Here is a 13,517-nt window from a genome sequence, read left to right as displayed (position 1 = left end):
GACGCCGCGTGCGCGGCAGACGTGTGACCTGTTTTGGTGCGTGTCCGGGAGGACGTGATGAATCTGGAAAGCAAATGGCTCGAGGACTTCAGTGCTCTGGCCGCCACCCGCAGCTTCTCGCAAGCGGCCGAACGACGCTTCGTGACGCAGCCGGCATTCAGTCGGCGGATCCGCAGCCTTGAAGCGGCGCTGGGGCTGACCCTGGTCAATCGCTCGCGCACGCCGATCGAACTGACGGCGGCGGGGCAGTTGTTTCTGGTGACCGCGCGCACGGTGGTCGAACAACTCGGTGAAGTGCTGCGCCATCTGCATCATCTGGAGGGCGGGCAGGGCGAAGTGATGCAAGTCGCTGCCGCTCACTCGCTGGCACTGGGTTTCTTTCCGCGCTGGATCGCGCAACTGCGCAATGAAGGTTTGAACATTGCCACGCGACTGGTCGCGACCAACGTCGGCGACGCGGTGCATGCGCTGCGTGAAGGTGGCTGCGATCTGATGCTGGCGTTCTACGACCCGGACGCGGCGATGCAGATGGACCCGGAAATTTTCCCCTCGCTGCATTTGGGCCAGACCGAGATGCTGCCGGTGTGCGCGGCGGATGCTGACGGCAAACCGCTGTTCGATCTGGAAGGGGAAGCGAGTGTGCCGCTGCTCGCGTATAGCGCCGGGGCATTTCTCGGGCGCTCGGTGAATGGCTTGCTGCGTCAGCGCCAAGTGCGCTTTACCACTATTTATGAAACCGCGATGGCGGACAGTTTGAAGAGCATGGCGCTGGAAGGGTTGGGCATTGCCTGGGTGCCGCAACTCAGCGTGCGTGCGGAATTGGCGCGTGGCGAACTGGTGGTCTGCGGCGGCCCGCAATGGCATGTGCCGCTGGAGATTCGTCTCTACCGCTGCGCCTTGGTGCGCAAAGCCAACGTCCGCCTGCTGTGGCGCAAGCTCGAAGGCGGCGCTGCCCAAGCTTCCTGAAAAGATCGCAGCCTTCGGCAGCTCCTACATTGCAATGCATGTCCCTGTAGGAGCTGCCGAAGGCTGCGATCTTTTGATCTTTTTGGCTGACCTTCAAGTCAATAAAACCGGGCATTTGCGGCAGATGACAGATGGTCGCGCAGGGGGCTGTTTATTGCTTTCTTTGCGGTATACTGCGCGGCCTTCGGCCGGCACGACCGGCCATTTTTCGTACAATCAAGCCACGCAACCTGCGTGGCTTGTTGTTTTATGACGCGCCTGCGGGCGCTCCAGAGAGAAGAGGCGCGACGATGAGTGCACTGGTTGGCGTGATCATGGGCTCCAAGTCCGATTGGTCCACCCTTAGCCACACCGCCGATATGCTGGAAAAGCTCGGCATCCCGTACGAGGTCAAAGTGGTCTCTGCCCACCGTACCCCGGATCTGCTGTTCCAGTACGCCGAAGAGGCTGAAAGCCGCGGCATCGAGGTGATTATCGCCGGTGCCGGTGGCGCAGCCCACTTGCCAGGCATGTGTGCGGCCAAGACCCACCTGCCGGTGCTCGGTGTGCCGGTGCAGTCGGCCATGCTCTCGGGCGTCGACTCGCTGCTGTCCATCGTGCAGATGCCAGCGGGCATTCCGGTCGCCACTCTGGCTATCGGCAAGGCCGGCGCGATCAACGCCGCGCTGCTCTCGGCGAGCATCCTCGGCGCCAAGCATCCGCAGTTCCACGCGGTACTGAAAACCTTCCGTGCCGAGCAGACAGACAGCGTCCTGGACAATCCAGACCCACGTATTGCCTGAGGTTGTTGAGATGAAGATCGGTGTAATCGGTGGCGGCCAGTTGGGTCGCATGTTGGCCCTGGCGGGCACTCCGCTGGGCATGAACTTCGCTTTCCTCGACCCTGCGCCGGACGCTTGCGCCGCGGCGCTGGGCGAACACCTGCGGGCCGATTACGGCGATCAGGATCATCTGCGCCAACTGGCCGATGAAGTCGATCTGGTGACCTTCGAGTTCGAAAGTGTTCCAGCGGAAACCGTGGCCTTCCTGTCGCAATTCGTTCCGGTTTATCCGAGCGCCGACGCGCTGCGCATCGCTCGTGATCGCTGGTTCGAAAAGAGCATGTTCAAGGAGCTGGGCATCCCGACTCCGGCCTTCGCCGACATTCAATCGCAAGCCGATCTGGATGCCGCCGTGGCTTCGATCGGTCTGCCAGCCGTGCTGAAAACCCGCACTCTGGGTTATGACGGCAAGGGCCAGAAAGTCCTGCGCAAGCCGGAAGACGTGGTCGACACCTTCGCCGAACTGGGCAGCGTCTCCTGCCTGCTGGAAGGCTTTGTGCCGTTCACCGGTGAAGTCTCGTTGATCGCCGTGCGCGCTCGTGATGGCGAAACCAAGTTCTATCCGCTGGTACACAACACCCACGACAGCGGCATCCTCAAGCTGTCCGTTGCCAGCACCGATCACCCGTTGCAGGCGTTGGCCGAGGACTACTCGAGCCGTGTGCTCAAGCAGCTCGACTACGTCGGCGTGATGGCGTTCGAGTTCTTTGAAGTCGACGGTGGCTTGAAAGCCAACGAAATCGCCCCTCGCGTGCACAACTCCGGGCACTGGACCACCGAAGGCGCCGAGTGCAGCCAGTTCGAAAACCATCTGCGCGCCGTTGCCGGCCTGCCGTTGGGTTCGACGGCCAAGGTCGGCGAGAGCGCAATGCTCAACTTCATCGGCGTTGTGCCGCCGGTTGAGAAGGTCATCGCCATCGAAGATTGTCATCTGCATCACTACGGCAAAGCCTTCAAGGCCGGGCGCAAGGTCGGTCACGCCAACCTGCGCTGCGCCGACATGGCCACGCTGCAGGCGCAGATCGTCAAGGTCGAAGCGCTGATCGCCGAGTAATTCAGTTTCATGTGTCTGCGGCGGAACCATTCAGGGGCCGCCGTTCTCTCATGGCAGGATGCCAAAGTCTGACTAGGCTTCGCATATCTACTACTGAGAGGGAATTGCCATGGGAATTATCGGAACCATCTTTATCGGCTTGATCGTCGGCCTGCTGGCTCGGTTCCTGAAACCGGGCGATGACAGCATGGGCTGGATCATGACCATCCTGCTCGGTATCGGCGGTTCGCTGGCGGCCACTTATGGCGGCCAGGCTCTGGGCATTTATCAGGCGGGCGAGGGCGCAGGCTTCCTCGGCGCACTGGTCGGTGCAGTCGTGTTGCTGGTGATCTACGGCCTGATCAAAAAGAACTGATCCAAAGCGACAAAGTCCTCTCTGCCAACGCGGCAGGGAGGGCTAGAATGCTCGGCGATTCAACGTTCCTTCCTTTTTATACCGAGCACCTTCATGCGCCGTCTTCTGTTGACTCTCCTTTTCCTGGGCAGCGGTTTGGCCCACGCCGGCGAACTGCCGGAAACCGACTGGCTCGAACTGATGCCAAAGTCGGATCAAAAGGCCCTTGAGGCCATGCCTGAAATCGACCACAACTCCCCGGAAGCCACCGGCACCTTCACCGAGAAGGGCGGGATGAAGCAGGCCAAAGGTCTGCCGGCAGTGATGTATTCGACCAAAACCGTGGCGTCGATGAACGACAAACACATCCGCATCGGTGGTTACCCGGTGCCGCTGGAGTCTGACGCCAAGGGCCGCAGCACGTTGTTCTTCCTCGTGCCGTATCCGGGCGCCTGCATCCACGTGCCGCCACCGCCACCGAATCAACTGGTGCTGGTGCGTTATCCGAAGGGGTTGAAGCTGGACGATATCTACACGCCGCTGTGGGTGACCGGCACGCTGAAAGTCGAGAAGGTCAGCAATGACCTGGCTGACGCAGCGTATGCGCTGGAAGCGGACAAAGTGCGGGTGGTGCAGGAATCTGATCTCTAAAGCAAAAGATCGCAGCCTCCGGCAGCTCCTACAGGGATATGCATTCCAATGCAGGAGCTGCCGAAGGCTGCGATCTTTTGATCTTAAAGCGGTTTGCTGGCGACACTGACGCCCATGGTATGGCTCGCACCCGGCGCGAGCGTGACGATGTCATCCATCACATTCGCCGTCTCGATGCATAGCATGCGCTGCCAGCCATCGTTATCCATATCCGCCAACGCCGCCGCGCGATCGATCCACGGGTTCCAGATCACTGCCGTGCGCGAGCCGGTGGCGGTCAGGACAATGCGTCGTTCCCAGGCCGCGTCGACGATGCTCAGCTGCGGTGGAGCGTCGAGGTAGATGCGGTCGGTTTCTCCGGCAAACTGCAGGTCACCTTGCTGGCTGTTGGTTTTCCAGTCATCCAGCGTCTCGATGTACTTCAAGCCATCGACGCCGTCGACGTGCACATTGCGCACATCACTGACCGCGAAATAGGTGTGCAGCGCCTGGCTCAGGCTGACGGTGTCACTGCCACGGTTGTGGCTGGTCAGGCTGAAACTCAGTTGCTCGGACAAGTGCAGAGTCAGGGTCAGATCGACCTGATGCGGCCAGTCCGGCAGGCCGCCTTCGGGGTAGGGCAGTTTGAACTCGACCTTGACGCCGTCAGCCTCTGATTCGATGCCACCCAACTCCCAATCCATCGCCCGCACCAGACCGTGTGCGGGTGCCGGTTGCTCACCGGTGTACATGGCCTGCACGCTCTGCGGGTTGCGTTCGAACTTGCCGAACCACGGCCAGCACACCGGCACGCCGGCGCGGATGCTCTTACCGGTCTTGAACACTGCCTTGTCGTTGAGCCAGATGATCGGCGGCTGGCCATCGATCTGATAACTGAGGATGTGCGCGCCTTGCTGGGCCACCAGCACTTCAGCCTGACCGTGGCGGATGCGCCAGCAGTTCAGTTCATCCAGTTTCACGGCTTCAACGTTGGGCGTGTTCATCGGACAGCTCTCAATCAGTAACAAGGACAACTATCGACCGTAAAACGGCCGCGAGGTTTAGCGCGCGCGTGGCGGCACCGAGCGGGTGCGACCGCTGCCGTCGATGGCGACGAAGACGAAAACCGCTTCGGTCACTTTACGCCACTCGCTGGACAGCGGGTCGTCGCTCCACACTTCGACCATCATCTGGATCGAGCTGCGGCCGATTTCCAGGGTCTGGGTATAAAAGGACAATTGCGCGCCGACAGCGACGGGCACGAGGAACGCCATGCGGTCGATGGCAACGGTAGCGACGCGGCCACCGGCAACACGGCTGGCCATCGCGGTGCCGGCCAAATCCATCTGCGCCACCAGCCAGCCGCCGAAAATATCGCCAAAGCCGTTGGTTTCGCGCGGGAGTGCGGTGATTTGCAAGGCCAGGTCGCCTTGCGGGATCGGATCTTCTTGTTCGAGCTCTATCATGCCGAGGGTGCCTCTGACCCGTGACTCATCGTTGGTATTGCTGGTGGTAGCCGTCTTCGGGAAAAACGATTCAGCACCGAACATACTACGTTCGTCACGTTTTCCATCAGGCGCCTAAGGAGAAACTCTGCGAAACCGGCTAATCCCGAGCAAAGGCCGGGCCAACGACGTTTTCGCACAGCAACCCCCTACAAACCGGAGCAGGTTGCGAGTATATCGGTCGGTAGACTCCACGACGACCATCCGGTTCTCATTTCGACCGTCAAATACGCGCCTCTATGTGCTTTTTCGAACAATTTGCTATGGTGCCGAACCTGCCCAAGCCACCGCCAGCGTTGTTGTGGCGGCAGATCCGACTATAAGAGAAGCCCTTGCCATGACCACAGCGCCTTCGAGCCTCGCGCAGCCCGAGCAACCCGCACGACCGTTGACCCGCAATGACTACAAGACTCTGTCGCTGTCCGCCCTTGGTGGCGCGCTGGAGTTCTACGATTTCATCATCTTCGTCTTCTTCGCCACCGTGGTCGGCAAGCTGTTCTTCCCCGCCGACATGCCCGAGTGGCTACGTCTGATGCAGACCTTCGGCATCTTCGCCGCCGGCTACCTCGCGCGGCCGTTGGGCGGCATCGTCATGGCGCACTTCGGCGACCTGCTGGGGCGCAAGAAGATGTTCACCCTGAGCATTTTCATGATGGCCGTGCCGACCCTGATCATGGGTCTGCTGCCTACATACGCACAGATCGGCATGTGGGCGCCGATCCTGCTGCTTGTGATGCGCGTGATTCAGGGCGCGGCGATTGGTGGGGAAGTGCCGGGCGCGTGGGTCTTCGTTTCCGAACACGTCCCGCAAAAGCACATGGGCTATGCCTGCGGCACCCTCACCAGCGGCCTGACCGCTGGCATCCTGCTCGGCTCGCTGGTCGCCACCGCGATCAACAGCATTTATACGCCGGCCGAAGTGTCCGATTACGCCTGGCGGATCCCGTTCCTGCTCGGCGGTGTGTTCGGCCTGTTCTCGGTGTACCTGCGCCGCTGGCTGCACGAAACCCCGGTGTTCGCCGAACTGCAACAACGTAAAGCCTTGGCTGAGGAAGTGCCGCTGCGTGCAGTGCTGCGCGACCATCGCGGCGCGATTGCGATCTCGATGCTGCTGACCTGGTTGCTCTCCGCTGGCATCGTCGTGGTCATTCTGATGACCCCGACCGTGCTGCAAACGGTCTATCACTTCACCCCGACGGAGTCGCTGCAATCGAACAGTCTGGCGATCGTGTTCCTGAGCATCGGCTGCATCATTTCCGGCGCATTGGCGGATCGCTTTGGTGCCGGCCGCGTGTTTGTGTTCGGTTGCCTGGGCCTGCTGATCAGCTCGTGGACGTTCTATCACAGCCTCGCCGATCACCCGAACTGGCTGTTCCCGCTGTACGCGCTGACCGGTTTCCTGGTCGGCACCATTGGTGCGGTGCCGTATGTGATGGTGAAAGCGTTTCCGCCGGTGGTGCGCTTCAGCGGCTTGTCGTTCTCGTACAACGTGGCTTACGCGATTTTTGGCGGTTTGACGCCGATGGTGGTGAGTTTGCTGCTGAAGGAAAGCGCGATGGGGCCTGCTTATTATGTGGCGGTGCTGTGCGCGATGGGGATGCTGGTGGGGGCGTGGCTCTGGAAGAAGGGGCGCTGATTTCCCCTGCCGCCTGATCGTTCCCACGCTCCGCGTGGGAATGCATCCTGTGACGCTCCGCGTCACCTCTCAAATGCGGACGCAGAGCGTCCATGGCGGCGTTCCCACGCAGAGCGTGGGAACGATCGGTTGCGACATGCTGGCCTTTCATCCAATTGTCATATTTCAGCCATAGAGTGTTCACACGGCCTGCTGATACTTGGCCCCGACTTAACACACCCTATCTGCTAGGAGTAAGGCATGAAACTGAAGCGTTTGATGGCGGCAATGACTTTTGTCGCTGCTGGCGTTGCGACTGCCAACGCGTTCGCCGCTGTTGACCCTGCTATCCCGAGCTACACCAAAACCACTGGTGTGTCGGGCAACCTGTCCAGCGTCGGCTCCGATACCCTGGCCAACCTCATGACCCTCTGGGCTGAGAACTACAAAAAAGAATACCCGAACGTAAACATCCAGATTCAGGCCGCTGGCTCTGCCACTGCGCCACCTGCGCTGACTGAAGGCACCTCCAACCTGGGCCCGATGAGCCGCAAGATGAAGGACACCGAACTGGCTGCTTTCGAGCAGAAGTACGGCTACAAGCCAACCGCTATCCCGGTGGCTGTGGATGCCCTGGCTGTGTTCGTGCACAAGGACAACCCGATCCAGCACCTGACCATGGAACAGGTTGATGCGATCTTCTCGTCGACCCGTCTGTGCGGCGCCAAAGCCGACGTGAAAACCTGGGGCGACCTGGGCGTGACCGGCGACCTGGCCAACAAGCCAGTGCAGCTGTTCGGTCGTAACTCGGTATCCGGCACCTACGGCTACTTCAAAGAAGAAGCCCTGTGCAAGGGCGACTACAAACCAAACGTAAACGAACAACCAGGTTCGGCGTCGGTGGTGCAGTCGATCAGCTCTTCGCTGAACGGCATCGGTTACTCGGGCATCGGTTACAAAACCGCCAGCGTGAAAACCGTTGCTCTGTCGAAGAAGGGCAGCACTGACTTCATCGAAGACACCGAAGAAAACGCCCTGAACGGCAAGTACCCGCTGTCGCGTTTCCTCTACGTGTACGTCAACAAAGCCCCGAACAAGCCTCTGGCTCCGCTGGAAGCTGAGTTCGTGAAACTGGTGCTGTCGAAACAGGGCCAGGAAGTTGTGGTGAAAGACGGCTACATTCCGCTGCCAGCCAAGGTTGCTGCAAAAGCACTGGCTGACCTCGGTCTGCAAGAAGGCGGCGCTGAAGTCGCAAAGAAGTAACCCCGTAGATCCGGGCTAAACCCGGATCTGCAGGAACCCCTGTAGGAGCTGTCGAGGGAACCGAGGCTGCGATCTTTTGATCTGGCCTCTGACTGCAAGATCAAAAGATCGCAGCCTCGGTTCCCTCGTCAGCTCCTACACAGGTTTCAAACGTTTCCGTTACAGCAGGTTTCAGGCGGGCCCCACAGGACACCGCGAACCTTCGAATTCTTCGATCCTCCTCCAGTACCCGCTGGCGGTGGATTTGGTGCGTCACTGCATTGTCATCTTTCTGTCATACAGGATCGCTAGGGTGTGCGCATGAATGATCTGGCCAATTCCCCAATGACTACGACTTCCCCTCCCAAGCGCATTGATTTCAATACGCCTGAGCTGCAACGCAAGCGCCGTATTCGTGCGCTCAAGGATCGCTTCACCCGTTGGTACGTCCTCGTTGGCGGCCTGGCGGTGCTGGCAGCCATCACCCTGATCTTCTTCTTCCTCGCCTACGTGGTTGCGCCGCTGTTCAAGGGTGCCGACCTGACCGCGAAAGATGCGATCACCCCCGCCTGGATGCAGGACGCCGGCAAGCCGCTGATGATTTCGCTCGAAGAGCAGAATCAGGTGGCCATGCGCGTGTCCGACAAGGGTCAGGCGCTGTTCTTTGATATCGACAGTGGCGCTGAATTGAATCGCGTCGATCTGCCGGTTCCGGCCGGCACCACCGTGACCTCGCTGGGTGAAGATCAGCCGGGTCATCCGCTGGTGGCCGTGGGCCTGTCCAACGGTCAGGCGCTGGTGTTCCGTCACACCTATAAAGTCAGCTACCCCGATGGCAAGAAAACCATCACCCCGGCCATCGAGTATCCGTACGGCGAGACGCCGATCGCGCTGAACGAAAGCGGCGGTGCGCTGGAGCACGTCAGCCTTAACGCCACCGACACCACGCTGATGCTGGTGGGCTCAACCGGTTCGCAACTCAACGTGTTGTCGCTGACCAGCGAAGAAAACATGATGACCGGCGAAGTCACCAACGAGCAGAAGCGTATCGATCTGCCGCAGATGACCGAGTCGGTGAAAAACATCTTCGTCGACCCGCGCCAGCAATGGCTGTACGTGGTCAACGGGCGTGCTCAGGCTGACGTGTTCAGCCTGCGCGACAAGAGTCTCAACGGTCGCTACAAACTGCTCGAAGACGGCGACGCTGAAGTCACCGCTTCCACTCAGTTGGTCGGTGGTATCTCGCTGATCATTGGCGACTCCAAGGGCGGTCTGGCCCAGTGGTTCATGGCGCGTGACCCGGATGGCGAGCAGCGTCTGAAGCAGATTCGCACCTTCCAGATGGGCACCACGCCGATCGTTGAAATCACCGCCGAAGAGCGTCGCAAAGGCTTCCTCGCTTTGGATGCCAGCGGCAAGCTCGGCGTGTTCCACAGCACCGCGCACCGCACGCTGTTGGTCGATCAAGTCGTAGAAGGTCAGGGCCTGTTCGGTCTGTCGCCACGCGCCAACCGCGTGATCGTCGAAGCCGGCGGCAAGCTGCAACCGCTGCTGCTCGACAACCCGCACCCGGAAGTGTCGTGGAGCGCACTGTGGAGCAAGGTCTGGTACGAGAACTACGACGAGCCTAAATACGTCTGGCAATCGACCGCGGCCAACACCGATTTCGAACCGAAACTGAGCCTCTCGCCACTGACCTTCGGCACCCTGAAAGCCGCGTTCTACGCGATGCTGCTGGCCGCGCCGCTGGCTGTTGCTGCTGCGATCTACACCGCTTACTTCATGGCCCCGGGCATGCGCCGCAAGGTCAAACCGGTGATCGAGCTGATGGAAGCGATGCCGACGGTGATCCTCGGTTTCTTCGCCGGTCTGTTCCTCGCGCCGTATGTAGAAGGGCATTTGCCGGGCATTTTCAGCCTGCTGATGTTGTTGCCGATCGGCATTCTGGTCGCCGGTTTCACCTTCAGCCGCCTGCCTGAATCGATCCGCTTGAAAGTCCCGGACGGTTGGGAAAGTGCGCTGCTGATCCCGGTGATTCTGTTCGTCGGCTGGCTGTCGCTGTACATGAGTCCGTTCATGGAGAACTGGTTCTTCGGCGGTGACATGCGCATGTGGATCTCCCACGACCTCGGCATCACTTACGACCAGCGCAACGCTTTGGTGGTCGGTCTGGCCATGGGTTTTGCGGTCATCCCGAACATCTACTCGATTGCTGAAGACGCCGTGTTCAGCGTGCCGCGCGGTCTGACCCTTGGCTCGTTGGCCCTGGGTGCCACACCGTGGCAGACCATGACTCGCGTGGTGATCCTGACTGCCAGCCCGGGGATCTTCTCGGCGCTGATGATCGGCATGGGCCGTGCGGTCGGCGAAACCATGATCGTGTTGATGGCCACCGGTAACACCCCGGTCATGGAAATGAACCTGTTCGAAGGCCTGCGCACCCTGGCCGCCAACGTCGCGGTGGAAATGCCCGAGTCGGAAGTCGGCGGCAGCCACTACCGCGTGCTGTTCCTCTCGGCGCTGGTGCTGCTGTTGTTCACCTTCGTCATGAACACCCTGGCAGAACTGATTCGTCAGCGTCTGCGCAAGAAATACTCGTCGCTTTAAGCAAAGGTAGAAGTCTGTGAAACAGAACTCCCTGAAAGGATGGTTCAAGAGCGGCGCCCCGGGCGTCTGGATCAGCGGTGGCGCGGTGTCCATCGCGGTCATCATGACCATTGGCCTGTTGGCAGTGATTGCCGTGCGCGGTCTGGGTCACTTCTGGCCGGCGGATCTGGTGCATGCCAGCTACGACGTGCCGGGTCAGGCCAATCACCTGGTCGTCGGCGAAGTGGTACAGAAAGAAGAAGTGCCACGTGCTCGTCTTAAGAGCGCCGGTTTGCCGGTGCCGGACGTTGGCCCGGAATTCATGACCCGCGAGCTGATCAAGGTCGGCAACCGTGACTTGAACGGCAACGACTTCACCTGGATCGTCGGCGAGTGGCTGACCAACCAGACCACGCCGCCGGAGTTGATGGCGATCGAACGTCGCGAGTGGGGCAACTTCTACGGCTACCTGGTCAACGTCAAACAGGATGGCAAGGTTATCGCCGAGGGCGAGGCTGCCTGGCCTGAGCTGCAAGCGCGGATCAACCGTGTAAACGGTCTGGCGGCACAACTGAAATCGCTGGAAAAAACCGACATCGGTGCGATCAACGCAGGGCTGGAACGCATCCGTCTGCACGGTCGCAAACTGGAACTGGAAGGCAAGCTCGACGCCACCGCACAGGCGGACATGGAGTCCGAGCGTGCCGAACTGAACGCGCGTTATCAGGACATCGAAGCGCGTCTGGCCGACCTGCATGCGCAGTTCAATCGCGACGCGTTGACCGCTCGCGACGCCAACGGCAAAGAGATCGAAATCGGTCTGGGCAAAGTGGTTCACGCTTACCAGCCGAACGCGATGAGCACCTTCACCAAGGTCGGTTTCTACTTCAGCAAGATCTGGGAATTCCTTTCGGATGACCCGCGTGAAGCGAACACCGAAGGCGGGATTTTCCCGGCGATCTTCGGCACCGTGATGATGACGTTGATCATGGCGATGATCGTCACCCCGTTCGGCGTGCTGGCGGCGGTGTACCTGCGCGAATACGCCAAGCAGAACACCCTGACGCGGATCATCCGTATCGCGGTGAACAACCTTGCCGGCGTTCCGGCGATCGTTTACGGCGTGTTCGGTCTGGGCTTCTTCGTTTACGTGCTCGGTGGTTCGGTCGACCGTTTGTTCTTCCCGGAAGCACTGCCGGCACCGACCTTCGGTACACCGGGTTTGCTCTGGGCCTCGTTGACCCTGGCGCTGCTGGCGGTGCCGGTGGTGATCGTCGCGACTGAAGAAGGTCTGGCGCGTATTCCGCGTACCGTGCGTGAAGGCTCGTTGGCCCTCGGCGCGACCAAGGCTGAGACCTTGTGGAAAATTGTGATCCCGATGGCCAGCCCGGCAATGATGACCGGCATGATCCTCGCCGTGGCCCGTGCTGCTGGTGAAGTGGCGCCGCTGATGCTGGTGGGTGTGGTGAAACTGGCGCCGTCGCTGCCGGTGGACGGCAACTACCCGTACCTGCACCTCGACCAGAAGATCATGCACTTGGGCTTCCACATTTATGACGTCGGCTTCCAGAGCCCGAACGTCGAAGCGGCCCGCCCGCTGGTGTACGCCACGGCGCTGTTGCTGGTGCTGGTGATCGCGACGTTGAACCTGTCGGCGGTGTATATCCGCAACCACCTGCGCGAAAAATACAAAGCACTGGATAGCTGATTAACGCCTCTCTCTGTAGGAGCAAGGCTTGCCCGCGATGGCGTCATCAAAATCGCCTTCGCCAGCAAGCTGTGCTCCTACAGAGAGCGGTATCACCGCTGACCCATGTTGTGAGGTCAGCGGCCAACCGAACCAAATTTGTTAGCACAGGGAGCCTCCCATGCAGCACGAAGCACATACCCACGGCATCAACATGTCTGCCCTGGGCCGCGACAAGCAGAGCCTCAACCTCGAACAGGAAACCGTGGCCATCGAAGTACCGGGCCTGAGCCTGTACTACGGCGACAAACAAGCGCTGTTCGACGTCAGCATGAACATTCCGAAACAGCGCGTGACTGCCTTCATCGGCCCGTCCGGCTGCGGTAAATCCACGCTGCTGCGCACCTTCAACCGCATGAACGATCTGGTTGACGGCTGCCGCGTAGAAGGCGCGATCAACCTGTACGGCAACAACATCTATCGCAAGGGCGAAGACGTTGCCGAACTGCGTCGTCGCGTCGGCATGGTGTTCCAGAAGCCCAACCCGTTCCCGAAAACCATCTACGAAAACGTCGTGTACGGCCTGCGCATTCAAGGCATCAACAAGAAGCGCATCCTCGACGAAGCGGTCGAGTGGGCATTGAAAGGCGCGGCGCTGTGGGACGAAGTCAAAGACCGTCTGCACGAGTCGGCACTTGGCCTTTCCGGTGGTCAGCAACAACGTCTGGTGATCGCCCGTACCATCGCGGTTGAGCCGGAAGTGCTGCTGCTCGACGAACCGTGCTCGGCCCTCGACCCGATCTCGACGCTGAAAGTCGAAGAGCTGATCTACGAGCTGAAATCCAAGTTCACCATCGTCATCGTCACGCACAACATGCAACAGGCCGCGCGGGTTTCGGACTACACGGCGTTCATGTACATGGGCAAACTGGTGGAGTTCGGCGACACCGACACCCTGTTCACCAATCCGGCGAAGAAGCAGACCGAAGACTACATCACCGGTCGATACGGCTGATTGAAGCAGCTGCGAGCGGCAAGCTTCAAGCGGCAAGTTAGAAGCGAAGCGGCATGGATCAC

At 60.3% G+C, this 13,517-nt stretch carries 12 protein-coding genes; 10 read left to right on the top strand and 2 right to left on the bottom strand.

Annotated features, from left to right (window positions below):
* Nucleotides 1-57: 57 nt before the first annotated feature.
* The 5 genes from AD669_RS26935 to AD669_RS26915 all read left to right on the top strand — a co-directional run bounded on the left by AD669_RS26935 (nt 58) and on the right by AD669_RS26915 (nt 3,826).
* Nucleotides 58-966: a LysR substrate-binding domain-containing protein gene (locus AD669_RS26935; protein WP_053125147.1), complete on the top strand. Its 909-nt coding sequence runs from the start codon at nt 58-60 to the stop codon at nt 964-966.
* Nucleotides 967-1,256: 290 nt separating this feature from the next.
* Complete coding sequence (gene purE, locus AD669_RS26930; RefSeq protein WP_007920220.1) at nt 1,257-1,748, top strand: 5-(carboxyamino)imidazole ribonucleotide mutase; 492 nt, start codon at nt 1,257-1,259, stop codon at nt 1,746-1,748.
* A 10-nt stretch (nt 1,749-1,758) separates the two neighbouring features.
* Complete coding sequence (locus tag AD669_RS26925; RefSeq protein ID WP_053125145.1) at nt 1,759-2,841, top strand: 5-(carboxyamino)imidazole ribonucleotide synthase; 1,083 nt, start codon at nt 1,759-1,761, stop codon at nt 2,839-2,841.
* A gap of 109 nt (nt 2,842-2,950) precedes the next feature.
* On the top strand, nt 2,951-3,196 hold the full coding sequence (locus tag AD669_RS26920; RefSeq protein WP_016772475.1) for a GlsB/YeaQ/YmgE family stress response membrane protein: 246 nt from the start codon (nt 2,951-2,953) through the stop codon (nt 3,194-3,196).
* Nucleotides 3,197-3,289: 93 nt separating this feature from the next.
* Nucleotides 3,290-3,826 carry a DUF3299 domain-containing protein gene (locus AD669_RS26915; protein WP_007920225.1) on the top strand — a complete coding sequence of 179 codons (537 nt, stop codon included), beginning with the start codon at nt 3,290-3,292 and terminating at the stop codon, nt 3,824-3,826.
* Nucleotides 3,827-3,909: 83 nt separating this feature from the next.
* Here the strand turns inward: AD669_RS26915 and AD669_RS26910 are convergent, their stop codons facing one another.
* On the bottom strand, nt 3,910-4,809 hold the full coding sequence (locus AD669_RS26910) for a D-hexose-6-phosphate mutarotase (protein WP_053125143.1): 900 nt from the start codon (nt 4,807-4,809) through the stop codon (nt 3,910-3,912).
* A 57-nt stretch (nt 4,810-4,866) separates the two neighbouring features.
* Nucleotides 4,867-5,271, bottom strand: coding sequence for an acyl-CoA thioesterase (locus tag AD669_RS26905; protein ID WP_003229628.1), 405 nt, complete (start codon nt 5,269-5,271; stop codon nt 4,867-4,869).
* Between the two features lie 376 nt (nt 5,272-5,647).
* Here AD669_RS26905 and AD669_RS26900 point away from each other — a divergent pair, with 376 nt between their 5' ends.
* The 5 genes from AD669_RS26900 (at nt 5,648) to pstB (ending at nt 13,455) form a co-directional block, all read left to right on the top strand.
* The gene (locus tag AD669_RS26900; RefSeq protein ID WP_053125141.1) at nt 5,648-6,946 is read left to right on the top strand and encodes an MFS transporter; all 1,299 of its coding nucleotides are present in this window, start codon (nt 5,648-5,650) and stop codon (nt 6,944-6,946) included.
* Between the two features lie 240 nt (nt 6,947-7,186).
* Nucleotides 7,187-8,188 (top strand): phosphate ABC transporter substrate-binding protein PstS, encoded by a 1,002-nt coding sequence (locus tag AD669_RS26895; protein WP_034152107.1) that lies wholly within the window; start codon nt 7,187-7,189, stop codon nt 8,186-8,188.
* A gap of 300 nt (nt 8,189-8,488) precedes the next feature.
* On the top strand, nt 8,489-10,774 hold the full coding sequence (locus tag AD669_RS26890) for an ABC transporter permease subunit (protein WP_053125139.1): 2,286 nt from the start codon (nt 8,489-8,491) through the stop codon (nt 10,772-10,774).
* Between the two features lie 16 nt (nt 10,775-10,790).
* Nucleotides 10,791-12,461, top strand: coding sequence for a phosphate ABC transporter permease PstA (gene pstA / locus AD669_RS26885; RefSeq protein WP_053125137.1), 1,671 nt, complete (start codon nt 10,791-10,793; stop codon nt 12,459-12,461).
* 160 nt (nt 12,462-12,621) lie between these two features.
* Nucleotides 12,622-13,455, top strand: a complete 834-nt coding sequence (gene pstB, locus AD669_RS26880; RefSeq protein ID WP_008078766.1) for a phosphate ABC transporter ATP-binding protein PstB — start codon at nt 12,622-12,624, stop codon at nt 13,453-13,455.
* The last annotated feature ends 62 nt before the right edge of the window (nt 13,456-13,517 follow it).

This window comes from Pseudomonas sp. P1.31, from assembly GCF_001269815.1.
Lineage (GTDB): Bacteria > Pseudomonadota > Gammaproteobacteria > Pseudomonadales > Pseudomonadaceae > Aquipseudomonas > Aquipseudomonas rustica.
Note: the sequence above shows the minus strand (reverse complement) of the source record. Positions and strands in the feature narration are given on the sequence as shown.